Here is a 23,593-nt window from a genome sequence, read left to right on the forward strand (position 1 = left end):
AGAAAAAATATGCTTTTTAGATATAACTAAGATTAGTAAACGCCAAATTTATGCAAAACATCCGCTAAAGCATCTGTTTTTACCGGTTTATTAATGAATCCAAGGGCGCCGAGTTGCGCTGTGCGCTGCTTCATTTGCGACTGTACGTCGGCAGAAATAACCACTACGTAGGTTTCTATTTTGCGTATGCGCATTTGTTGTAATACCCCGATACCGTCAATTTTCGGCATGGTGAGGTCTAAACAGAGAAGATCAAAGTGTTGTTCGCTCATTAGCGTCAGTGCATGTTCACCATCTGTAGCGTGCGTCACCGCGCAAGGCAAAATAGACATAACCGCTTTGCTCGCTTGTTTTCGAGCCATTACGGAATCGTCACAGACTAACACCTGAAAAGCCATTACTATGCCATTTGAGGGTAAAACTTATATCAGTAGGTTATACCATAGCTATAAACAAATCTTAACACCGCAGGCCACAGATTTTTGTTAATCTGCAGTCTTTAAGCTATTATTTTATTTATTTTTTCAAGAATCTTGGCTAGCTTTAGGTTTTTGAAGCCAATGGCGAATTTAGGGCTGATAATTGACTTTTTATCATCGCTTTTTCATGGTTTATACAAGGGCTCTGTACTCGTATGTTGCATAATAGTTTGTCGAAGAAGCTCCTAACCAGTGTTTTGTCGGTGTATTTTTTACTCACATTTGTTGTCACTTGCGGCCAAGTCTTTGCTGAGTACTTGAATACCAAAAACTACATACGCGATGAACTACAAACACTGCAAAAGACCTTTAGTGGCAGCCTTACCCGCGCAATTTGGGAATTAAATACCGATCAAAGTATTACCATCGCCGAAGGGTTAATTGCTATTCCTATGGTTGAAGGAATTATTGTCCGTGATGACAGCGGCGAAGTGATCTCTCAACTCGGGCGCTCCTTAGACATTCGCGAGCTCTACTCACAACAATTAGTGCAAGATGCTTCTATCATAGAAGATACTCCCTCCGGATTATTTGGTTACACCTTTCCGTTAATTTTTGAGTTTTCCGGGCGCGCCACCCAAGTGGGTGATGTCACGCTTTTTTCCAGCCGAGATGTAGTTGTCAGCCGTATTATCGTGTCAATCTATCTTCTGGTCGGCAACGCCATGATCAAAACCGCGTTTTTGATCTTATTGTTTTTATTGGCTTTTCGTAAACACCTCACCCATCCGCTCAATCAACTTACCGAGCAGATTGAAAGCCTCGAGCTAGATGACTTAGAAGGGACAAGAATAAACCTCGATAGTAATGAAAAAAACGAGTTGAATGTCATGGCGCAGTCATTCAACAACATGATCAATAAAGTAGTCGAGTATCGCAATAAACTGGAACACACCCAAAAAGAGTTATTGAAAAGCAATGAAAAACTGGACCAGCAAAACTTACAGCTGGAGCAAGAGGTAGCAAGAAAAACCTCAAACCTAAGCCAAGCGATGATGGATTTGCAGCAGCAGAAATATGAGCTGGAAAAACAAAAGCTCAACTTAACAGAGGAAATTGAACTGCGCCGTCATACCGAACAAGAGTTGCTAACCAAGCAAAGCGAGATGCAGCGTTATGTCGATGAGCTCAATTTGGCCCAAGAGCGCTTGCTTGGCTCGGAGAAAATGGCAGCGCTGGGTGGTTTAGTCGCGGGTATCACTCATGATATCAACACGCCTGTGGGAATAGGTGTTACCGCAACCTCCTTCTTACAAGAGCGTCTCGATGCCATTGAGCATGCTTATAAAGAAAAAACACTTTCCCCGAAAGCGCTAGAAGAGTTTATTAAAGATGCGAAGCAAAGTACTGAACTGCTCACTTCGAATCTTGCCCGCGCCTCAGAATTAGTTGCCAGCTTTAAACAAATAGCAGTCGATCAGGCCAGTGAAGCGGTACGCACCATAAACTTTAAAGAATACTTGGGCGAGGTGATTCGCTCACTGCACCCAAAAATTAAGAAAACTCAACACCAGGTGGATGTAAACTGCCCCGATAACTTGGTGCTCAATTTACCTGCTGGTGCTATTAGCCAAATCTTCACTAACCTAATTATGAACTCACTCATTCATGGCTTTGAAGGTGTCGAAAAGGGCACTATCACTATTGATGTGAGCGAAAATGATGGCCTAGTGGATATCAACTATCGTGATAATGGTCGTGGTGTTGATGCCGAACAGCTAGATAAACTGTTTGACCCCTTCTTTACCACCAAACGTGACCAAGGTGGCAGTGGTCTGGGCACTCATATCACCTTCAATTTGGTTAAACAAACCTTGGGGGGTGAGATTGAAGTGAGCAGCGAGCCAGGCCAAGGTTTGCAATATCGAATTACTATTCCAAAAGACCTACCAAAGCCAATGCAAATGTTTAATTAGTAAGGTGACTCCTGCTATGATGGCGCCACATTTAATTCGAGCCCACAGCTCAACGGAAGTAAAACTATGTGGTTTAGCAACCTTATCTGTTATCGCTTTAAGCAAGACATCAGTTACCAACAAGACGATTTTGAAAAAGCCCTAGAGCAAGACGTATTCCGCCCCTGTGGCAGCCAAGACATGCATACCTTTGGCTGGACCAAGCCGTTTGGCAAACATGGTCAGATGCTCAGTCACTTCTCGCAAAGTACTGTTTTAGTGTGCGCTAAGCGGGAAGAAAAAGTACTGCCCCCTGCGGTCGTCAACGAGATGGTGCAGGAGAAGATCGATCATTTAGAAGCTGAAGAAAACCGCCGCGTTAGCAAAAAAGAAAAAGATGAGCTAAAAGAAAACATTTTGCATTCTTTGCTGCCGCAAGCATTTAAGAAGTCTAGCCTCCAATTTGCTTTTATCGATATGGAAAATGGCTGGGTTGTGATCAATAGTGCCAGCTTTAATAAAGCAGAAGAGTTACTTGCGTTATTGCGTAAGTCACTAGGGACATTGCCTGTTGTGCCAGCGTTTGCAAATTATGATCTTGGCTTATTTTTAACGTCGTGGTTGAAGGAATTCAACGCTCCAGAAGGCTTCGCGATTGGCTTAGACGCCGAGTTGCAAGAGCAAGATGACAATGGGGCACAAGTGAAGTTTAAAGGCCATGACCTATCCAGTGATGAGGTTAAAAACCACTTAGATAATGGCAAAGAGGTCACTAAGCTGGCGCTGGAGTATCAAGAACGAGTGAAGTTCTTATTGCAAAATGATGGCTCTATTAAACGCGTCAGTTATGCCGATACGTTAAAAGAAGAAAACGCCGATATTCCTAAAGAAGACATGGCAGTAAAGCTTGACGCAGACTTTATTCTTGCCTCGGAAGAAATCAAACAACTCCTTGATGCATTGACCAATCAATTAGGCGATGCCGAGGATCTGTAAGTACAATGCATAACTGAAAAAGGAGCCTGAGGCTCCTTTTTTTAACTGAATATTTCTCTTATATCACCCACGACTTCCTGATACTCATCGTCAGCAAATATTTCCACAGATGGGATAATCCCTTTATCGACATAAACATTCAGTGCGGACGACTTATCTGACACTTGTAAAATGCCCTCCATGATCGCGCCCATACGAATAAAATCGACAAACTCCACCTCTTTAGGACGATAATTAGGATCGGCCCAGCACTTTGCGACTTCTACGAATTCATCAGAGAAGTCCCAAGCGGTTAAAATAGCAGCACCAATGCGCCCTGCTAGTTTTTGAATGGCATGAGCTAAAAAACTCGGATTAGCAAACACCTCTGGGTGCTTCTCAGCCTCGGTGAGAATAGGCAAAATACCAATATTGTAGGTCAGTGCTGCCAAGGTGATAGTTTCGGTATTAATCGTGTCGTGACGCTGTTGCTTGCGAAAATTCTGCACCAGCGCTATCGAATGGCAGGCAACACGAATTGTCTTTTGCCATGCCTTATCCATATAGCCTTTGATCAGCTCATGCTGAGAGACGAATAGCTGCTCCATCGCCATCGCTGTGGCGATATTTTTTATCTGCCTTAGGCCGATGCGCGTAACGGCTTGGTTTATAGTCGTCACCTTCACCGAGCGACTCATCAAGGCGCTATTCGCAACTTTGATCATCCGAGCTGCTAATGCGGGATCATTGGCGATCACGTCCGCCATATCATGTAAGGTTATATCCGGGTCATCTGCAGCGTTACGCACTCGAAGTGCCACTTCCGGCAAGGTTGGCAGCACCAAAGTATCGTTATTTATGCGGTCAACCAAGATGGTCAGCAAAGCGTTTTCTGTGGACATGTCGCCAGTATCCTTTATGTCAGCAAAGCCGTTTTTTCTTATAAATTAGCTATAAGTTACCGATAAAGTTTAGAAAGTGATAGCGCAATTGCCCATTTATTTACAAAAAATAATTACCTATGTTCCCATAATCATTATTGCCAGCCAGCCCTTGAGTTGCTTTAATGCCCAACAACACGGGGCTCTCCCCCGCTATAACCGAATCATAAACTCTCTCAATGGACTGTGTTTTTTGTCTTACTTTACAGTCCAATAACGAGTTACACCGAAAGAGGATCCCATGAGTAAATTGTCGAAAATTTCTCAAGCACTGCTTATTAGCTCTGTATTCGCACTTGGCGCCTGCTCCAAGCAACCACAGTCAACTACTGAACAAACGGCGGCGAGCGCACAACCAAGCAGTGGCCCTGAATTGATAAATATTGAACGCGAGCGGCTTAACATTTACACCGATTTTGAGCTCAATACCGACTTGTCACATCTAAGCGGGAATCAGCAAAAAATGCTCGCTAAACTGATTGATGCCTCAAAAATTATGGACCAACTGTTTTGGCGTCAGGCTTTCGGTGGCGAGCAACAAGATTTCTTAGCGAGCCTAGATGATGAACAAGTGCGTCACTTTGCCAAGATTAACTATGGTCCTTGGGATCGCTTAAACGGCGAACAGCCTTTTTTAAGCGGCTTTGAGCACAAACCAGCAGGGGCTCAATTTTACCCAGCTGATATGACAAAAGAAGAATTAGAGCAAAGCAGTGTAAAAGATAAAACAGGCCTTTATTCCATCATCAAACGCGATGACAAAGGTGAGCTTTACAGTGTGCCTTATTCAGTAGAATACGCCCAAGCATTGGAAGCTGCCGCAGATTTGCTGCGCCAAGCGAGCGAACTGGCCGATAATAAAGAATTCGCTAACTACTTGAGTATGCGTGCCGATGCCTTGCTAAGTGATGACTATCAAGCCTCTGATTTTGCTTGGATGGATATGAAAAATAACCCCATTGATGTGGTTATTGGCCCAATCGAAACCTATGAAGATCAACTTTTCGGGTATCGTGCGGCTTTTGAATCCTATGTTTTGGTCAAAGACATGGCCTGGAGTGAGCGCTTAGCAAAATTTGCGCAATTCCTTCCGGAGCTACAAAAAGGTCTGCCTGTGGCGGAGCAATATAAGCAAGAGGTTCCTGGTTCAGACGCCGACCTTAATGCGTATGATGTCATCTACTATGCTGGCCACTCCAATGCTGGCAGCAAAACCATAGCTATCAACTTGCCTAATGATGAGCAAGTGCAACTGGAAAAAGGCACTCGCCGCCTGCAACTTAAAAATGCCATGCGCGCTAAGTTCGACAAAATCCTCATGCCCATTGCCGCTGAGCTTATTGTGCCCGAGCAGCGCAAACACATTACTTTCGACGCCTTTTTTGCTAATACCATGTTCCACGAAGTGGCGCATGGCCTAGGTATTAAAAACACCATTACCGGTAAAGGCACCGTACGCCAGTCGCTTCAAGAGCACGCGAGTGCATTGGAAGAAGGTAAGGCGGATATCCTTGGCTTGTATATGGTTGAACAGCTATTGAAAAAAGGCGAGATTACCGAGGGTACGTTAGAAGATTACTATGTCACCTTTATGGCTGGAATCTTCCGCTCTGTACGTTTTGGCGCATCCAGCGCGCACGGTAAAGCTAACATGATCCGCTTTAACTTCTTCAAACAAGAAGGCGCGTTCTCCAAAGATGAAAACGGCCTATATCAGGTAAATATGGATAAGATGGCTGCAGCCATGAGCAAGCTATCGAATTTAATTCTTACCCTGCAAGGTGACGGTGACTATCAGAAGGTGGACCAACTCGTTGCTACCATGGGTGAAATAAAACCTGAATTGGCCGCTGATTTAGAAAAGCTCAGTAAAGCGAATATCCCTGTGGATGTCGACTTCATCCAGGGCAAAAAGGTATTAGGCTTAAACTAAGCCTGTATTTATAGACGACATAAAAACAGCGCCTTTCGGCGCTGTTTTTTTATAGCTGCAAATTCTCTTTAATCTGTTGAATTTGCGCTTCAGTGTAAGGTTTAGGTGGGTGTACCCCCCACACCGGTTTGGGCCATGCGGGGTCTTGCTCAAAGCGAGCAATATGATGAATATGCAACTGCTCAACCATGTTACCTAAAGCAGCAACATTTAATTTTGCCGGTTTGAACACTGTTTTTAACATACAGCTAAGCTTCGCTGATTCACGTCCTAACACGATTTGGTCGCGATCACTTAAATCAATGATCTCTTTTAATCCGCTTTTGCGCGGTACCAGAATAAACCAAGGGTACTGGCTGTCATTCATTAACAACACTTTACACAACGGCCAATCCGCCAATTCAATACAATCTCGTTCCAACTCTGGTGCTAATGCAAACATAGCATCCTCCTGTTGCTGCAAGTTTAGTGGCATAAAGTTGCGCTTATGACAGTGCATCAGTACCATCAACGCATCACTACAACAATAAGGTTTACCCGTGTCTAATACAACCAAATACTTATCTGTTGCCTTGGCTGCAAGCTTAGCCTGCGGCGCAGCGACTGCCAAAGAGCTGACGCTCGAGCGCATTTTTGACGACCCTAGTTTAGCTGGTAAAGCGCCTGTAAAGCTTAAGTTTTCTCCAGATGGTAGCCGCGTTACCTACTTGCAAGGAAAGAAAGAAGACTACAATCGCTACGACCTATGGGAATACAATCTCAAAGACAACAGCAACCGCATGTTAGTCGATTCGCAAGCATTGTTCTCAGGGCCGGAAAATCTCTCTGATGAAGAAAAAGCGCGTCGTGAGCGCCAACGTATTTTTGGCCGTGGAATTTTGGAGTATACCTGGTCCAAAGACGGGCAAGCGTTGCTTTTCCCACTCAATGGGGACTTGTATTACTATCAACTGGCCAGTGGCGAAAGCCGTAAGCTCACCGATACCGAAGCGTTTGAAACCGACGCGCGATTCTCACCGAAAGGCAATTTTGTCTCTTTTATCCGCGACCAGAACTTATATGCCTTAGAACTGGCCAGTGGCAAAGAAATCCAGCTCACTCAAGATGGCGGCGGCGTTATTAAAAATGGCATGGCTGAGTTTGTGGCGCAGGAAGAAATGAGCCGCATGACCGGCTACTGGTGGTCCGGTGATGAACAAAAAATAGCCTTCACCCGTATCGATGAGAGCCCCGTAGAAGAGGCGATTCGTAACGAGATTTATGCCGACGAAGTGAAGCTATTTAACCAGCGCTACCCCTACACTGGCACCGACAATGTGGCCATAGAGCTAGGCGTTGTCCATATTGATGACAAACAGGTTGATTGGATTGATTTAGGCACCGACAAGGATATTTACATTGCCCGTGCAAAATGGCTCAAAGACAACCACACTCTGTCTTATCAATGGCAAAACCGCTCGCAGCAAGAGCTTGAGCTGCGCTTTTATGATAGCGCCGAAAAAACCCAACGCGTGGCCGTCAAAGAGAGCAGTGATACATGGATTAACCTGCACTTTGATTTGAAGTTTTTGCAAGATAAAGAGCACTTTATCTGGGCGTCAGAGCGCGATGGTTATAAGCACCTTTACCTGTACAAGATCGATGGCACACTGGTACGCCAAATCACCCAAGGGGATTGGATTGTTGAGTCATTAAAAGGCGTTGATGAGCAAAATGGCGTCGTGTATTTTGCCGGTCGCAAAGACACGCCGCTGGAAAGCCATTTGTATAGCACTCCCCTATTTGAAGCTGGTGAGATTACGCGCATCACCGCAGCGGGTGAATATCATAACGTCGTTCTTGCAGAGGATAGCAAGACCTTTATTGACCGTGCCTCGTCGGTAAACCGCCCTCCCTATGTTGCACTGCGTAAAACCAATGGCGACTTTGTCACTTGGTTAGAGCAAAATGCCATCGATGAACAGCACCCACTCAGCCCTTACACCAGCGACTTAGTAGAGCCTGAGTACGGCACCATAAAGGCACAAGACGGTCAGGTAATGCACTACCGCCTGTTCAAGCCACGCAAACTGAATAAAAAGCAAAAGCACCCGGTCATTGTCAATGTATATGGCGGCCCACATGCGCAGCGAGTTACCAACAGCTGGCGCAGTAAAAACCTATACTTTCAATACATGGTGCAACAAGGCTATGTGGTATTTCAGCTTGATAATCGCGGCTCCTACAATCGCGGAAAGCGCTTTGAAGACGTGATCTACAAACACCTTGGTGAAAGTGAGGTGCAGGATCAAATTAAAGGCGTCGAGTTTTTACGCACCTTAGATTACGTAGACCCGCAGCGCATAGGTATTTATGGCCATAGCTACGGCGGTTACATGGCGTTAATGGGGATGTTTAAAGCTGGCGATTATTTCAAAGCCGGTGTATCAGGTGCTCCTGTTACCGACTGGTCGTTGTATGATACTCATTACACAGAGCGCTATCTTGGCCACCCAAAAACTAATGCCGAAGGCTATGAACAAAGCGCGGTCTTTCCATACAGCGATGGCCTCAAGGGTTCGCTCATGATTTATCATGGCATGGCTGATGACAACGTGCTCTTTACCCACGCCACTAAGCTGTTTAAACAGCTACAAGACAAGGCGTTGCCGTTTGAAATGATGACCTACCCAGGCTCGAAACATAGCTTGCGAGGTAAAAAGGTACAAACGCACCTGCATCATACCATTACCGACTTCTTTAACCGCCATTTTGATATGGCTCAAGAGTAAGTTTCTACGCTTCAATCAGGCCGGCTTCTGCTGGCCTGATTTCTTTTACAATCTACTGAAAATCCATACTTATTTTTAGGCTCACTCACTTAGAATCGACTAAACTCATAGCATTACCTCGTTCCAAGGATTTGTTATGCAGCAACTTCGTCGCCTTAGTATTTATCAACGCCTGATTGCCCTACTCGTTCTTGCCCTACTCGGTATCATCATCTTAGTCGCGACCTCACTGACTAACCAATACAGCTCTTTGCTGGATGGGCAACATGAGAAAACGCGCAACCTAGTAGAAAATGCACACAGCATCGCGGCGTATTACCACCAACAAGCACAAACGAGCGCCCTCACGGATGAGCAAGCGAAAGTTGCCGCTAAAGATGCCATTCGCGCTTTGCGCTATGGTGATTCCAATTATTTTTGGATCAATGACACCAGCCCGACCATGGTTATGCACCCGTTTAAGCCACAGCTCGAAGGCAAGTCATTAGCTAACACCGCCGACCCCGATGGCGTGAAACTATTCGTGCAAATGGCTGAGCTGGTTGAGCGTCAAGGTGAAGGCTTTGTGCCCTACAAGTGGCCAAAGCCAGGAAAAGATCAACCTGTCGATAAAATAGCGTTCGTTAAGGGGTTTGAACCTTGGGGCTGGGTGATTGGCTCCGGCGTTTATATCGATCACATTGAGGACACGTTTGCACGTAGCAAAACAATTCTTATCCTCGAGGGCGTTGTGATTCTCGCGGTGCTGTTAGTGATGGGCTATTTAATAGCACAAAGTGTGATGGGGCCTATTCGTCACGCAGCAGACATGATGAAAGATATAGCGCAAGGTGAGGGAGACCTAACCCAGCGTTTAGACAGCAGCGGCAATGACGAGGTCTCTCGCCTTGCCAGGCACTTTAATGACTACACCGAAAAGATGCGCCAATCCATAGAAGCGGTCAATGAGCAAGCCAATAAAGTGAGTGAGCATGTGGCGCAACTACAATCGACGGCCCAGCAAAATCAACATCATATTGAGCTGCAGAGCGACAGCTCAGCACAAGTGGCCACCGCAATGGAACAGGTAAGTCACCAAGTGAAAGACATCAGTGATTATGCCAATAACGCCGAGCAAGCTAGCAACGAAGCGAACAGTTATGCAGATCAAGTAAAATCAGTGGTTCATAACACAGTGAATGCGATCACCCGTTTAAGCACACAAATTGAACAAGTCGCTGAGGTAGTGCAGCAGTTAGCCAGCCAAAGTAATAATATTGGCAGTGTGCTGGATGTGATTCGCGGTATTTCCGAGCAAACCAACCTTTTAGCGCTCAATGCCGCCATAGAAGCGGCTAGAGCTGGCGAGCAAGGCCGTGGGTTCGCAGTTGTTGCAGATGAGGTGCGCACCTTAGCCAGCCGCACAGGCCAAAGCACCGATGAAATTCAAGCTATGATTGAGCAGTTGCAACAAGGGGCGGAAAAAGCCGTGCAGGCCGTACAAAACAGCCAGCAGATCTCGGACAATACTGTTGAGTCCACCGCGAATACCACCGAAGCATTGGATGAAATCAACCGCTTGGTTGACTCTATCCGGGAAATGAACGCTCATATCGCCCGCGCCACTGAACAACAAAATGACGCCTCTAGCGAAGTGTCGCAGCGGCTCAATGATTTAGCCCACGCAACCAATGAGTCGCTCTCCAGCACACAGGTTATGAACCAGGCGAGTAACGAACTAGAGCAGGCCAGTCAAACACTCGCCAGTATAGTTAAGCGCTTCAAAATATGAAGTCATCGCTTTCCGGTCATAAAAAGGCCGCCCAACGGCGGCCTTTTTAGCTTACCAATATCGGCTATTGCTGCCAGCGTTAGCGACAGTATTTAGCAAATAAGCTTGCTACCGTAGCCGCAGTTGGCTTTCCGTGCTGCCAATCGCCGCCTTCCACACCACTGCCGGCAATATCCATATGTACATAAGGAAGCGGTTGCTCGCTATCTAAGCCATGCTTATCTAACCCACCCACAATCGCCAAAAAGGCCATCGGGAACTGGTGGCCCCGTGCAGTGACTGCCGATGCGGCATTATTACTGGAAAGCACATCGTCAGCTAAGGTGCGTGGTTGCACAAAATCATAGTCTTCGCGACGCGAACGCGATACCTCGGCGCAATCGGCCCATAAGTCACCCTGCTCCACCAATTGCTGTGAGAGCTGCACTTTACGCGCTGGACCATTTTCAACATAGGCACTATAAGGCCCCACAGCTCGGGCGGCATGCCCGGTGAGAGTAGCAACGGTAAAGAGCTCAGGATTCACCTCGCCTTTGGCCACTTCTTTAGCCTCACTGAGTAAATCCCCCATTGCCAAGCGGCCCTCAGCATCGGTATTACCAATGCGCACGCGGATGCCTTCACGGCTGGTAATAATTTCATCAGGAACAAAGCAATCCGAACCAATGGAATTCCGAACCACGGCCAAATAGGCAATCACTTTGACTCCTTTAGGCTGTGCTTCAGCGACGGCTTTCATAAACCCAGCGACAGATGCAGCACCGCCTTTATCGCGACTCATGCCGGCCATGAAGCCACCAACTTTTAAATCCGCACCACCGGTATCGTAAACAAGGCCTTTACCGACAAAGATCAACGTGCGTTCAACATTGCCTTCAGGCACATAGGCCATTTTTACCACGCGTGGGTGATGACGCTCTACCGCATAGGATGCGCGAGCAACAGTACTAAGCAATGGATACTCTTTATCAATAGTCGCGATATCACTGATCACATCGACTTTTACCGCAGTACCAGCAAAAGCCTCGACACAATAATCAGCGAAGCGAGGCGGCGCCATACGCTCTGGCTCAGTGCCACATAAATCGCGTGCCGCATATTGGCCAGCGGCAATCGCATTGACCTGTTTTAGTTGTTCATCTGTAGCGCCGACCAGGCTAATAGTATTCAGTGCAGAGATAGCATCGCCATGATATTCACGTGCTTCTAAGGGCTGCCATAACGCTTGGTTAGCACCTAAAAAGGCCACTTCCAATGCGAACTCATAACCTGGACGCTGTTGAATATTATGCACATACAAAGCCGGCTTGATAGCGCCTGCTTCCTTCGCTACGGCAATGCCTTTTTTAGCCGCTTCAAAGACACGGCGCACATCATCATAATCCCGCCCTAAAGGGCCTGTGGGAGTCACAATCAAGCGCTTACCTGGCGCTTGTTCGCTGATCAATAATGTCGGTTGCTTACCTACACGGCTATCTATCGCCGCGTGAGTATTGATTTGTTCAGCATAGGTTTGGGGCAGCGCATCAAGGGAGTCACAGATAATAATAAGAGCATCGTTTTCGCTGGTTGCACTAAGTGCATCAAGGCTAGCGCAAGACGTAGCGCGTGCATAAGACATAAAAAAGGTCCTAATCTAAAACAAAGGACCTACATTATCGGTGATTTACGGGGTCTTGACTAGCAAAGCCCTATGCCACCTTAGGGATTGTAAAGTGGCGTTGACAAGTTGTGCTTACGCTTGCTCTGAACCTTGCTGTTTTTCCCGCTTATGTTTAGCGATCACAGACCACGCCTCAAGCATGACCAACACACTAACAATAAGGACGATGGCATCGAGCACAACAAGCAACCAGTTCCCCTGTTGGTAGTACTCAGCAAGTTTAATGACCCCCGCAAAGAACGCCATAATCAATACAAAGACCATAGGGATCAGCGTGAATTTAGCCGGACGTCCTGCTTTTATAAGCATCACCGAGATCACCAGTAAGGTTAAGCTGGCAAGGATTTGGTTGGTAGAACCAAATAGCGGCCAAATGATCATGCCACCACTGCCAGATGCGCCACCGGCGCCAAAAGCAAGTAACAAACAACACCCCACCGCAACTAACGTAGCAACGACGCCATTTTTAAGCGCCGATATTTTATAAATGTCGCCCCACTCTTGAATAATATAACGCTGGAGACGCACACCCGAGTCCATCGTTGTGCCTGCAAATAACACCACCATTACCGCCAATAGGGTTGAAGCAACTTCGGTGGAAATACCCCAGCCACTTTCAATTAAATTAGCGCCACCGGTAATAAAAGCACTCACACTGCCAGCGCCTAAATGACTGTATATTTCATGCCACTCCTCTGGGGAAACAGCCAAGGCCACGCCACTAACGGCCACCAGCGTGATAAGCGCTAAACATCCTTCTCCTACGGCACCGAGGTATCCCACAAAGCGACCATCGGTTTCTTTATTCAATTGTTTTGAGCTCGTTCCTGAGGACACGATTCCATGGAAGCCTGACACCGCACCACAGGCTATGGTGACAAACAACAAGGGGATAATACTGGGCGTGTCAGCAGCGGTTTGCATGTTAAACGCGGGAGCTGTGATATCAGGCATAGAAACAAAGACAGCGCCATAAAGCAGAACCAGCCCCACCAACAGCTGCATGCCGTTAATAAAGTCGCGCGGTTGCAGTAGCATCCAAACAGGTAATAACGAAGCAATTGCAGCATAGACGAAGAGAATAATGATCCAGTTGGCTTTATCCGCTAACCCAAACATTTCACTAGGCAGTGCCAGGGGCATTGAGCTGCCCATGTAAATCGTAGCGTAGAGTACGCCAACACCAATGGCACACAAAGGAATAAGCGGCATATTTCGACGCAGCAGCTGACCTATCACTAAGGCCACCACAATCGCCGACCAAGCTGGGAATACCGCATTAGGTTGCGAGACAAATGAGTTCGCAATCACTACGCCAAATACCGCATTCACCATCAATAGCACCAAAAACACCACAATCATGAATAGAGAACGCGTGCGCGAGCCTATGACAGATTCTGATAACGCCCCCATGGATTTGCCCTTGTGCCGAGCACTGGCCCATAGGGCGCCCATGTCGTGAACACCAGCAAAGAAAATAGTACCAAATACGACCCACAATACCGCAGGCACCCACCCCCAATAAACCGCAATCGCGGGGCCTACAATGGGCGCAGCACCCGCTACCGAGGTAAAATGGTGTCCCCACAATACCACTCTATTGGTTGGCACATAATCAACGCCGTCTTGGAGCTCATGAGCTGGAGTTACAAACTTATCGTCCATTTTGAAGATTTTTTCGGCGATAAACTTGGAATAGACGAACCAGCCAAATAGCATGCCGACAATACCAAGCAAGACAATAACTACTGATTGCATAGTCTTCTCTCTTTATTTTTGTTGTCATTACAATACTCTTCGCTTTAGCAAAGTGTATTAGTCGCACGAGCACAGGCCGACGAGGCTAAGTGCCTAAAGTAGCAATTTACCTTATCAGCTTAGTTTAAAAATTCATTAACGCTTTAGTCTAAAATGCTTAACTGGGTAGCTTGTTGCTGTTGCGGTGAAATTCCAACGCCCAGGCCCAGTAATCTCACCTCTGGAGTGTTGCCCCTTTGGTAGGCTTTCGCCGTTAGCGCTGCGAAAGTGTCTAGATTCAAGGCGAACCCACTTTGATCAGCGGTAGTCACCTGAAAATCGGCAAACTTTACTTTGACTGACAACTTGTTAATGGCGTTGCTAAGTTGGTTGCGCTCAAGGCGCTGTTGCAACTCCTCGAGTAAAGCGGGTAAGGCCTGGTGACATTGTAGCAATGAGGTTTTGTTATATTCGTAAGTGTGTTCAACGCTGAGTGACTTGCGAATGCGCTCGGTTTTAACTCGCCCTATTACTTCGCCTGCGCACTTTTGGTATAAGGACACACCAAAATTCCCTATATGCTGCTGCATCCAGTTTACTCCCTTATCCAGCACATCCTGGCCTTTGTATAATCCTTTCTGATGCAGCCGCTCTAGCGTCACTTTGCCAACACCGGGGATTTTTTTTAAGTCCAACTGAGCAAGAAAGTCTGGCAGTTGCTCAGGCAGAATTACGCATTGCCCATTCGGCTTATTCTCGTCGCTGGCTATTTTGGCAACAAACTTAATAGGTGCGACTCCTGCTGAGGCTGTCAGTCCAGTTTGTTGGAAGATATCTTGGCGAATTTGCTCAGCAATGAGTGTGGCACTGCCACGGCATACCTGTGCTTGAGTCACATCCAAGTAAGCTTCATCCAAAGAAAGTGGCTCGATAAGGTCCGTATAACGGCTAAAAATGGCGCGAATTTGCTGTGAGATTTGCTTATAAAGTTGCATCCGCCCCGGGACAATGACTAAATCTGGGCACAGTTGTTTAGCATGGTAGTTAGACATCGCCGAACGTACGCCGTACTGACGAGCAATATAGTTTGCCGTTGATAGCACTCCACGACGACTACGCCCGCCAATGGCCAAAGGCAAGTTTGCCAGTTCAGGATTGTCGCGCATCTCTACGGCGGCATAAAAGCAATCCATATCAATATGGATAAATTTCTTCATCGCGCTTGTGTGAGGCCTGGGCAGCCCAACAGTTTTAGGTGAAGCTATAGTGACAAAAAGTGTAAGGAAAAGCCACAAACAACTGTATAAAGCACTGTATAAATAATCAAGCTAAGGTTTTGGTGCGTTATCTCTGCGCTTGCCACGTTTAAATAGTCCAAGCCAAAAAATAAGCTCGCCCACGACCGCCACCAGCACCAAGGCAATCACACCTTGGCTACTACCGATGGCATAGCACAACAGCGCCAAAGGTAAGGCCCATAGCCACAGGTACTTTCTCAGCGTCATTGATGTTTCTCGTAAATGTACTTAACTCTACCTTACTCAGTGCTCTCTATGCTGTATACGAACAAAATGTAAGCAGTTATTGCTGATAGCGTACTAAACGCACAAATACATCACTACTTTTAGCATGAAGACTATTTTTACCACTGTAAAATTCATACACCCAAGCATGATCTGCCGGTGTTACTGCAGATGTGCTGGACCAGTAGTTATCATTACTAGCATCTAAAAACAGGTCTAAATTTAGGCTGGGCTCAACACATCGATGCTCAACAATGGATGCGAGTTCTTTACTGTTAGGCAAGTGCCAGTCATCAAAACCGGCAAACTCATCATTAGTGGCGCTTTGCAGTGCCTGCTGCCAGTTAAGCTGTTGCGCCGCCCCAGAGCAACTTTGCAGTTCAGCATCGAACTGTTGCCCATAGCTACAACGTTGCCACATCAGCCCAGTGGCGTTATCAGTAATCGTACCATCAGTATTAATCACAAAGCGCTCTGCCGGGGTACTAGCTTGCAGATTATAACAACGCTGTTCAGCCCAAAGCGATGTACTCACCACAGCCGCCACGATTAGAAACGTATAATTCATGATCACTCCTATGGGTTGCGCACCAAACGAACGTAAGCGGTATTACCTTTGGGGTAAGCCAAATCGTTACCTGAGCTCATATCAATAATAAAGGCTTGAGATAATGATTGGCCGTCAACGCTGGTGCGTGATGTCCAGTAGTTTAAATGCCCCAGTAAACTCACCGACGGGGTATGAATAAAATAGTCCGGGCTAATCATGTGTGCCTGACCATGGCGTTGATAATCCACCAAGCTTAGCAACTCAACATAGGTAGGTAGACGCCAATTGGCCCCACCGCAAAAGTCGATGGCATTGACCTCATCAATATATTGTTGCACCGAGCAATCAACGTCACTAGGGCATGAGCTATTGGCTGGCGCGCGCTCACTCCCGATAAGCACGCCTCCCTCACCGTTAAGCGCCCAACTGTAGTGATTCTGGCCTTCGCGCAAGTCGGTATTTGGTAAAGTGTGGGTGTTGGCTTGTTTCACTTCCCATATAAGACCAGTGACATTATCGCGTACACAAGCAAACTCGGTAGCAGAGTCGGGCAATTCGTCGGCAAACTCATTCAGTTTAGTAAAGTCAAAGGCCATATCCCCTTTGCCCACTTTGTCTAAGCGCTGCGCTACACTGTCTCGGCCTTGCTGCGCATCTTGCCCTTGGAAGTCTGTGCTATCACAGCTGATTGCTTGGCTGTTATTAAAGCACGCGCTCATACCGGTGTCGTTAATCAGCCCCAACGCGCGACGCTGCACGCTCACAGTGACCTCATCACTTGCACTGCGGTTAAGTTCATCGCTCACCCTAACGCTAAAGCTCAGTTGTTGTGCTACATCGATGTCGGGAGCAACAAACTGCGTTTCGCACTGGCGCTCACTGGCTAGGGTGACGGCACTGCCGCTTTGTTGCTGCCAGTAACAGCTAAACTGACCACTCACCGTTTCACTATTACCGGCATTGAGAGTCACGGTATCAAACTCAGTGGCCTGCTGGTCGTCCCCTGCATTGGCAATGACCACTTGCGCGGTTTTATTGAGCAGCAGGCTATACTCGGTGCTCACTTGACCGCCCTCGTCATCACTGACAAACACAGTCCACGCAAGCGTGGTATCACTATCTAGTAGCGGGTGACGAAAACTTAAAGTGGCTTCATCAACAGCGCTAAACTGCAGTTGCGGGCCCTCAGTTTGTTGCCATAAATAACTTGCAATAAAACCGTTTTCATCAGGATCGCTAGAACCAGCCGCACTCAGGGTGACAACATCATTATATTGTGAGGGCAGTTGTTCGGGGGCAATTTGCGCTATGGCTATCTGTGGTAACTGGTTTGCTGAAGCGATATTAATGGTAAGCGTGTCAGATACTAAGGTATTGTCTGGGGCCCGATAATCGACCTTAATTTGCGCCGCGCGGTCACCTTTAACGTCCGGGAGCATCAGCGCCAACTCTTGCTCTTCACTGGGTAGCCCTTCGATAGCCGGACCGGAAAGTTGTTGCCACCTGAAAGTGCCTCCAGGAGGCGACACTTGCGCGTTGATGATTAATTCTGATTTTTCTACCGCATCGCGATCAGCGCCAACATTAATACTCGCATTTTCAGTGACTTCGTCGCCACCACTGCCACCACAGGCAACCAATCCCGTGGCCAAAATGATGCTGAGCGCGCTATGAATAAGTCGACCCATGATGTGCTCCCAATTATTGCATAGCGTTACCAACGCAAGTTGCTTGCCAACATCATCAACAAACCGTATTTGTCAGGTGTTATAAATAACTATCCTGGTGAATACGAACAAATAGTTTAGTACCAACTTTGGAGTAATCGACTTTGTATTCTCGCCCATCCAAAGCTTGAATAAATAGCAAGCGTTTTTCTTCTGCAAAAACATCCGGGCTGGCAATGTACACCATCTCAAGATAGCGCTCTTTAGCCTCTCGACGATTTTTGGGAAGCTCTTCTTTAAAGGGCTCTAGGCCGTGCTGAGTCACTTTAATTTTTGGCTGCTCTTCGCCATTAACTATGACTAAATCCAGCTTCTTAATTTTATGAATGATGGTATTACGACCACTTTTTATAAATGCTCTATCGTCAGACATATGTCTTATCCTGTCTACTTGCTACTGTGGCTATTGAGTTGCTGTTGCAACTGCACCACAGTGTTAGCCGGGTCGCGTTGCCATCTATGTAATAAATAGCTGAACGCCCAAATATCACGGTCTAACATAGCGGCGGGTATTAATATTTCATACCCAGTCAAAAATTTTAAGTTCTTCATTCTATTAGCAAACATAGCTAATAATCCAGTATATTTTTGCCCCGACTGGCTGACGTACTCGGTATCCTCAACCAACCACTGTGGCGGGCATTCATTGCCATCGCGGCAATACGCTTTGATCGCCTGCAGCAAATAATGACGTTGCTCCACCAGCAAACGGCCCGCCAACCGGGGTGAAAGCTTATTTAAGAACTCATCTTCTCGCTTTAAGCTTAGGCCCACAACATTTAACTCGAGCGTCTGCATTGCCTGTTCGATACTCACCACACCGACCTGTTGTAGGTTATCGACATCCAGCTGCCACCAGCCGTATTTATGATTATAGCTAAGTTTCTGTTTGTCGAGAAAAATGCTGTAAAACGGCTCTCTCAGCTTTAAGTACCCCACTAGCATGCCAACTAAAGCGGCGCTCAGTAAGAAAATCTCCGCTATCAATATGTCAGCGCTTTTAAACTGTATAAACAACACCAAGAAAACCAAGACAATCGCGCTGGTAATGAGTATTTCGCTGCCGTGGCGCGCACTGTGGGCACGAATTTTCGCGTATCGGCTGGCGCCCCCCTGTTCTGAGGGCTGCGTATTAGGGGGTGTTTTTTTATTACTCATACGCTCTCTTTTTGGTGCCACTACGTATACTCCTATTGTACGTATAATTTGCGAGTTTTATACGCAGTAAGGGTAGGCAAAGGTTACAAAAATGCGGCAAATTGGGAACACAGTGCATCATTTTGCTGAATTTTCGGTTAACACACAAAAATACAGGATTGGCGGTCTATGTGTTAGAGCGCAAGTTTGTAAACTAAGCTCTCACCTTTTTCAGCCGAGAAACCATAGGTACCGTCGATGAACCACAGTAGGCATTCGGGCAAGGCACTTTTCCCTGTCATTATTATCATTTTCTTAGGGCTGTGCATTTACTTATATCTGCCCAAAGGGCAATCACAGCAACCCAATATGGGCGCTCAATCAACTCGTGTGCAAGCTCATACCGTGACCAAAGACAGCCGAGCTATCACCGTTGATGGTATCGGCAGCGCGCGAGCAAACCAAGCCGTATACATTAAAAGCGCCCAAAGTGACTATATCGACAGTATCCATTTTGATGATGGCGACAAAGTGCAAGCAGGACAACGACTGGTGCAATTACGAGATACTGAGGAACAGTTGCGAGTCAAGGAGCTGCAAGCCAATCTCTCTGAAGTAGAACGGCAATTGAATCGTTTGACCGAGCTGGCCCGTTCACAAGCCACGGCAAAGTCACTGTTAGAAGAGCAACTAGCAAAGTTTGAAGCCACCCAGGCTCAGCTTGAAGCTGCTAAAACCAAACTCGCGGAGATGCGTGTTACCGCGCCCTTTTCGGGAGTGCTAGGTAAACGCATGGTGTCTAAAGGGGCATTCGTGAGCACCAACACTGAAATTACCACGTTAGATGACATCAGCGTAATTAAAGTCGACTTTAATGTGCCAGAGAAATACCTTGCGCAGCTGGGTGTGGGAATGACAGTAACAGCGCGCAGTGACGCTTACCCAAGTAAGCTATTTACCGGCAAAGTGTCTCATGTCAGCTCTCGTATCGACACCAACACCCGTAGCGTGCCAATTAGCGCCAGCTTTACCAATGAAGACAATATCTTGCGCCCAGGTATGTTACTGGGTACGCAACTGGAATTGCAAACCTATGAGGCCTTATTGGTACCAGAGAAGGCCATTATTCCACGTCAAAACAAACACTTCGTTTTTCAAATTGTGGAAGGTGTAGCCAAAGAGGTCGAGGTGAAAATCGATAAGCGCTATAACGGTTGGGTAGGCATCAGTGAAGGTCTAAGCAGTGGCGATCAAGTGGTCACAGAAGGCATTATTAAACTGCGCTCAGGCTCAGCCGTGACTGTTGAGGAGGCTGCGCTGTGAGAATCACCGACACGGCTGTTAAGCGTCCGGTTTTTGCGATTGTAATCAACCTTTTATTACTGACCTTCGGGTTAGTGGCATTCTCAATGCTGCCCCTTCGAGAGTATCCAGATATCGATAGTCCCATTGTCAGTGTCAGTACTGACTACACTGGTGCTTCTGCGGAAATTATCGAAACTAAAATTACTCAAGTAATTGAAAACCGCATCTCCGGGATTGAAGGCATAAAAAGTATCACGTCCTCGTCGCGCAATGGCCGCTCTAATATCACCATCGAGTTTAATATTGACCGAGATATCGATGCGGCGGCAAATGATGTGCGAGAGCGTGTGTCGCGCGCACTGGACAACCTCCCCGACCAAGTTAGACCTCCGGAAGTATCCAAATCCAATTCCGATGAAAGTCCTATAGCTTGGTTTGTACTCAATAGCTCAACGATGAATACCTTGCAGCTATCCGATTATGCTCAGCGCTACATTGTTGATCGCCTTGCGGTTGTTGACGGCGTATCCAATGTACGAGTGGGTGGTGAACGCCAGTATGCAATGAAGATTTGGCTAGACCGCGAGGCCATGGCGGCACGGGGCGTTACAGCCAGCGATATTGAGCAAGTTTTGCGAGCTGAAAACGTAGAGCTGCCAGCAGGGGAAATCGAGTCAGTTGATCGTGATTTTTCGGTTCGTACCGCGCGTAGCTATATAAGTCCTACTGACTTTCAAAACTTGGTTATTGCTCGTGGTGATGATGGCTATCTCGTGCGTTTAAACGAAGTCGCTGATGTACAGCTTGAAGCCGCCGACGAAGAAAGTTTATTCCGTGGTAATGGCCGCAACATGATTGGCCTAGGTGTGGTTAAACAAGCAAAGGCTAACACCCTCACCGTAGTGGAGAACGCTCGCAAAGAATTAGAAAAAATCAAACGCAACTTGCCTCCAGGTACCACCATCGAAGACAGCTATGACTCCTCGATTTTCATTAAAGAGTCTATTGATGAGGTGTATCGTACGCTGGCCATATCAATGGCCTTAGTGGTTTTGGTTATCTACCTGTTCTTAGGCAACGTGCGCGCCACGTTAATTCCAGCAATCACCGTCCCTGTAGCCTTAGTTGGCAGCTTTATGTTTTTACTTGCCATGGGCTACTCTATCAACTTGCTAACCCTGTTGGCGCTGGTGCTTGCTATCGGTTTGGTGGTCGATGACGCCATTGTGATGTTGGAGAATATTCACCGCCGTATTGAGCTCGGTGAGCCTCGTTTACTCGCCGCGTATCGCGGCGCCCGCGAAGTGGGTTTTGCCATTGTTGCAACCACGCTGGTACTGATCTCCGTATTTGTGCCCTTAGTCTTTATGGATGGCCGTATCGGCGCTTTATTCACTGAGTTTGCCATGGCGGTGAGCGCGGCTGTGTTCTTCTCCAGTATCACCGCACTCACACTTTCCCCAGCTCTGTGTTCAAAAGTGCTGAAGCAAAGTGAAAGCGAGGGCCGGTTTAGTCAGTGGATGGACCGTCAATTTGCAAAACTTGAAGGTGCCTATGCTCGAACTCTTGAGGGCAATGTTCGACGCTCAAAAATGTTGGCCGTGGTGCTGATGCTAGCGGGTCTTGCCAGTTATCTGCTGTTTCAGCAGATTCCATCTGAACTGACACCTAAGGAAGACCGAGGCACCTTCTTTGTGATGATGAACGGCCCAGAGGGCGCAAGCTATGAAAATAACGCCGCCAATATGGATAAAATTGAGCAACGCTTGTTGCCGTATGTTGACTCGGGTGAACTCAATCGAGTTCTGGTTCGAGTGCCGGGTTGGGGTGGTCAAGGTGGCGTTGCGATTATCGGCATGGCTGATTGGGGCGAGCGCAAACGCGATACCTGGACGGTAATGAATGAGATCAGTGGCAAGATGCGTGAAGTAACGGATATTCGCGCCTTTGCCATCATGCGCAGTGGCATTGGCGGCGGCGGTTCTTCGCGCCCCGTTGAGTTTGTTTTGCAAGGCAATGATTATGACGAGCTTGCCGATTGGCGTGACCGCATTATTGCTCGGGCAGAGAAAAACCCCGGGTTAGTGCGTATCGACCATGATTATAAAGAGACCTTCCCACAATTTTTGGTCAGTATCGATAAGAACAAAGCCGCCGACTTAGGGGTCTCTGTCTCTGATATAGGCCGCACTTTGGAGACGATGCTCGGGCAACGCCGTGTCACTACCTTTATTGACCGTGGTGAAGAATATGATGTGATTTTAAAGGGCGAGAAACAAGACTTTGCCAGCCCACAAGATGTCTCTAATATCTATGTAAACTCACGCTCCGGGCAACTGGTGCCCCTTGATAGCTTAATCAGTATCTCTGAAGAAGCCACAGCGTCTAGGTTGAATCGTTACAACCGTATGCGCGCTATTACCTTAAGTGCCAACCTCGCTAGCGGCTACACTTTAGAGGAAGCCTTAAGTTTCTTAAACCAAGTGGCTGCAGAGGAAAATGATATTGATGGCGCCATTGACTATAAAGGGGAGTCACAGTTGTTCTATGAAGGCGCCTCCGCCATGGTGTATGTCTTTATTCTGGCATTAACGGTGACCTTCTTGGTGTTGGCAGCACAGTTTGAGAGCTTCGTTCACCCCTTGGTGATCATGCTCACCGTACCACTGGGGATTGCTGGGTCGTTATTTGGGTTGCATATAACCGGTTTGACCCTCAATATTTACAGCCAAATTGGTATCGTTATGCTTATTGGCTTAAGCGCCAAAAACGGTATTCTTATTGTTGAATTTGCCAACCAGTTGCGTGATAAGGGTCTGGAATTTCAAACAGCGCTAATCCAAGCTGCCACACAACGTTTGCGCCCTATTATTATGACTTCGCTAACCACAGTGATGAGCTCGGTGCCCTTGGTGCTAGCAAGCGGCCCTGGAGCTGAAAGCCGTATGGTTATTGGTGTGGTGATCTTTACCGGGGTAAGCATCGCGACCATACTCACCTTGTTCGTCGTGCCCAGTGCTTACTATGCCCTTGCTCGTCATACTCAGTCACCAGAGTATTTACAGCAACGCTTGGCAAAACAGCAACAAGATAACCCGCTCAAACAGCAATAGTGCACGAGAAATGCTCACCTGCGAGGGTATTACCCTCGTAGGTGAGCGATAAACATCAGACGGCCGTTCTACT

18 protein-coding genes are annotated in these 23,593 nt (G+C 47.1%); 7 read left to right on the forward strand and 11 right to left on the reverse strand.

What is annotated here, in order from left to right; translation table 11 throughout:
• Positions 1–32: 32 nt before the first annotated feature.
• Complete coding sequence (locus MHM95_RS12825; protein ID WP_022943428.1) at positions 33–398, reverse strand: response regulator; 366 nt, start codon at positions 396–398, stop codon at positions 33–35.
• Positions 399–634: 236 nt separating this feature from the next.
• Between MHM95_RS12825 and MHM95_RS12830 the strand changes: the two genes are divergently transcribed.
• Together MHM95_RS12830 and rdgC are read left to right on the forward strand one after the other, a co-directional pair.
• The gene (locus MHM95_RS12830; RefSeq protein WP_045979303.1) at positions 635–2,395 is read left to right on the forward strand and encodes a HAMP domain-containing sensor histidine kinase; all 1,761 of its coding nucleotides are present in this window, start codon (positions 635–637) and stop codon (positions 2,393–2,395) included.
• Between the two features lie 66 nt (positions 2,396–2,461).
• Entirely contained in the window at positions 2,462–3,370 is a 909-nt protein-coding gene (rdgC, locus tag MHM95_RS12835) for a recombination-associated protein RdgC (RefSeq protein ID WP_239385477.1), read from the forward strand.
• A 41-nt stretch (positions 3,371–3,411) separates the two neighbouring features.
• Here rdgC and MHM95_RS12840 read toward each other — a convergent pair whose 3' ends face one another.
• Positions 3,412–4,251, reverse strand: coding sequence for an HDOD domain-containing protein (locus tag MHM95_RS12840; protein WP_045979301.1), 840 nt, complete (start codon positions 4,249–4,251; stop codon positions 3,412–3,414).
• A gap of 280 nt (positions 4,252–4,531) precedes the next feature.
• Here MHM95_RS12840 and MHM95_RS12845 point away from each other — a divergent pair, with 280 nt between their 5' ends.
• Positions 4,532–6,223, forward strand: a complete 1,692-nt coding sequence (locus MHM95_RS12845) for a Zn-dependent hydrolase (protein ID WP_239385478.1) — start codon at positions 4,532–4,534, stop codon at positions 6,221–6,223.
• 49 nt (positions 6,224–6,272) lie between these two features.
• On the opposite strand, the gene MHM95_RS12850 is transcribed toward MHM95_RS12845, so the two are convergent.
• Positions 6,273–6,665, reverse strand: coding sequence for an HIT family protein (locus tag MHM95_RS12850; RefSeq protein WP_053909970.1), 393 nt, complete (start codon positions 6,663–6,665; stop codon positions 6,273–6,275).
• A 130-nt stretch (positions 6,666–6,795) separates the two neighbouring features.
• Between MHM95_RS12850 and MHM95_RS12855 the strand changes: the two genes are divergently transcribed.
• Positions 6,796–8,994 carry a S9 family peptidase gene (locus MHM95_RS12855; RefSeq protein ID WP_239385644.1) on the forward strand — a complete coding sequence of 733 codons (2,199 nt, stop codon included), beginning with the start codon at positions 6,796–6,798 and terminating at the stop codon, positions 8,992–8,994.
• A gap of 136 nt (positions 8,995–9,130) precedes the next feature.
• Positions 9,131–10,765 (forward strand): methyl-accepting chemotaxis protein, encoded by a 1,635-nt coding sequence (locus MHM95_RS12860; RefSeq protein ID WP_239385480.1) that lies wholly within the window; start codon positions 9,131–9,133, stop codon positions 10,763–10,765.
• 79 nt (positions 10,766–10,844) lie between these two features.
• On the opposite strand, the gene MHM95_RS12865 is transcribed toward MHM95_RS12860, so the two are convergent.
• From MHM95_RS12865 to MHM95_RS12900, 8 genes are all read right to left on the reverse strand, one after another.
• A complete protein-coding gene (locus tag MHM95_RS12865; protein WP_239385481.1) occupies positions 10,845–12,386 on the reverse strand; it encodes a leucyl aminopeptidase family protein in 1,542 nt (513 codons plus the stop codon).
• Between the two features lie 114 nt (positions 12,387–12,500).
• Entirely contained in the window at positions 12,501–14,186 is a 1,686-nt protein-coding gene (locus MHM95_RS12870) for a carbon starvation protein A (protein ID WP_239385483.1), read from the reverse strand.
• Between the two features lie 143 nt (positions 14,187–14,329).
• Complete coding sequence (dinB, locus tag MHM95_RS12875) at positions 14,330–15,382, reverse strand: DNA polymerase IV (protein ID WP_045979296.1); 1,053 nt, start codon at positions 15,380–15,382, stop codon at positions 14,330–14,332.
• 111 nt (positions 15,383–15,493) lie between these two features.
• Positions 15,494–15,670 (reverse strand): hypothetical protein, encoded by a 177-nt coding sequence (locus MHM95_RS12880; RefSeq protein ID WP_022943417.1) that lies wholly within the window; start codon positions 15,668–15,670, stop codon positions 15,494–15,496.
• A 76-nt stretch (positions 15,671–15,746) separates the two neighbouring features.
• Entirely contained in the window at positions 15,747–16,256 is a 510-nt protein-coding gene (locus MHM95_RS12885; RefSeq protein WP_130144645.1) for a DUF1566 domain-containing protein, read from the reverse strand.
• An 8-nt stretch (positions 16,257–16,264) separates the two neighbouring features.
• The gene (locus tag MHM95_RS12890; RefSeq protein WP_239385484.1) at positions 16,265–17,926 is read right to left on the reverse strand and encodes a DUF1566 domain-containing protein; all 1,662 of its coding nucleotides are present in this window, start codon (positions 17,924–17,926) and stop codon (positions 16,265–16,267) included.
• A gap of 79 nt (positions 17,927–18,005) precedes the next feature.
• Entirely contained in the window at positions 18,006–18,338 is a 333-nt protein-coding gene (locus MHM95_RS12895) for a hypothetical protein (protein ID WP_022943414.1), read from the reverse strand.
• A gap of 14 nt (positions 18,339–18,352) precedes the next feature.
• Entirely contained in the window at positions 18,353–19,123 is a 771-nt protein-coding gene (locus tag MHM95_RS12900) for a DUF2982 domain-containing protein (RefSeq protein ID WP_151173379.1), read from the reverse strand.
• 237 nt (positions 19,124–19,360) lie between these two features.
• Between MHM95_RS12900 and MHM95_RS12905 the strand changes: the two genes are divergently transcribed.
• The gene (locus tag MHM95_RS12905) at positions 19,361–20,425 is read left to right on the forward strand and encodes an efflux RND transporter periplasmic adaptor subunit (RefSeq protein ID WP_130144639.1); all 1,065 of its coding nucleotides are present in this window, start codon (positions 19,361–19,363) and stop codon (positions 20,423–20,425) included.
• Complete coding sequence (locus tag MHM95_RS12910) at positions 20,422–23,520, forward strand: efflux RND transporter permease subunit (protein WP_152441179.1); 3,099 nt, start codon at positions 20,422–20,424, stop codon at positions 23,518–23,520. The genes MHM95_RS12905 and MHM95_RS12910 overlap by 4 nt, the downstream gene beginning before the upstream one ends.
• Positions 23,521–23,593 lie beyond the last annotated feature (73 nt).

The organism is Pseudoalteromonas sp. CnMc7-15, assembly GCF_022347925.1.
GTDB classification, from domain to species: domain Bacteria; phylum Pseudomonadota; class Gammaproteobacteria; order Enterobacterales; family Alteromonadaceae; genus Pseudoalteromonas; species Pseudoalteromonas ruthenica.

Bases quoted from the DNA above. Each gene is read 5' to 3' on its own strand.
- MHM95_RS12825 (WP_022943428.1), bottom strand. From the start codon at position 398: ATGGCTTTTCAGGTGTTAGTCTGTGACGATTCCGTAATGGCTCGAAAA.
- MHM95_RS12830 (WP_045979303.1), top strand. From the start codon at position 635: ATGTTGCATAATAGTTTGTCGAAGAAGCTCCTAACCAGTGTTTTGTCG.
- rdgC (WP_239385477.1), top strand. From the start codon at position 2,462: ATGTGGTTTAGCAACCTTATCTGTTATCGCTTTAAGCAAGACATCAGT.
- MHM95_RS12840 (WP_045979301.1), bottom strand. From the start codon at position 4,251: ATGTCCACAGAAAACGCTTTGCTGACCATCTTGGTTGACCGCATAAAT.
- MHM95_RS12845 (WP_239385478.1), top strand. From the start codon at position 4,532: ATGAGTAAATTGTCGAAAATTTCTCAAGCACTGCTTATTAGCTCTGTA.
- MHM95_RS12850 (WP_053909970.1), bottom strand. From the start codon at position 6,665: ATGTTTGCATTAGCACCAGAGTTGGAACGAGATTGTATTGAATTGGCG.
- MHM95_RS12860 (WP_239385480.1), top strand. From the start codon at position 9,131: ATGCAGCAACTTCGTCGCCTTAGTATTTATCAACGCCTGATTGCCCTA.
- MHM95_RS12865 (WP_239385481.1), bottom strand. From the start codon at position 12,386: ATGTCTTATGCACGCGCTACGTCTTGCGCTAGCCTTGATGCACTTAGT.
- MHM95_RS12870 (WP_239385483.1), bottom strand. From the start codon at position 14,186: ATGCAATCAGTAGTTATTGTCTTGCTTGGTATTGTCGGCATGCTATTT.
- dinB (WP_045979296.1), bottom strand. From the start codon at position 15,382: ATGAAGAAATTTATCCATATTGATATGGATTGCTTTTATGCCGCCGTA.
- MHM95_RS12880 (WP_022943417.1), bottom strand. From the start codon at position 15,670: ATGACGCTGAGAAAGTACCTGTGGCTATGGGCCTTACCTTTGGCGCTG.
- MHM95_RS12885 (WP_130144645.1), bottom strand. From the start codon at position 16,256: ATGAATTATACGTTTCTAATCGTGGCGGCTGTGGTGAGTACATCGCTT.
- MHM95_RS12890 (WP_239385484.1), bottom strand. From the start codon at position 17,926: ATGGGTCGACTTATTCATAGCGCGCTCAGCATCATTTTGGCCACGGGA.
- MHM95_RS12895 (WP_022943414.1), bottom strand. From the start codon at position 18,338: ATGTCTGACGATAGAGCATTTATAAAAAGTGGTCGTAATACCATCATT.
- MHM95_RS12900 (WP_151173379.1), bottom strand. From the start codon at position 19,123: ATGAGTAATAAAAAAACACCCCCTAATACGCAGCCCTCAGAACAGGGG.
- MHM95_RS12905 (WP_130144639.1), top strand. From the start codon at position 19,361: ATGAACCACAGTAGGCATTCGGGCAAGGCACTTTTCCCTGTCATTATT.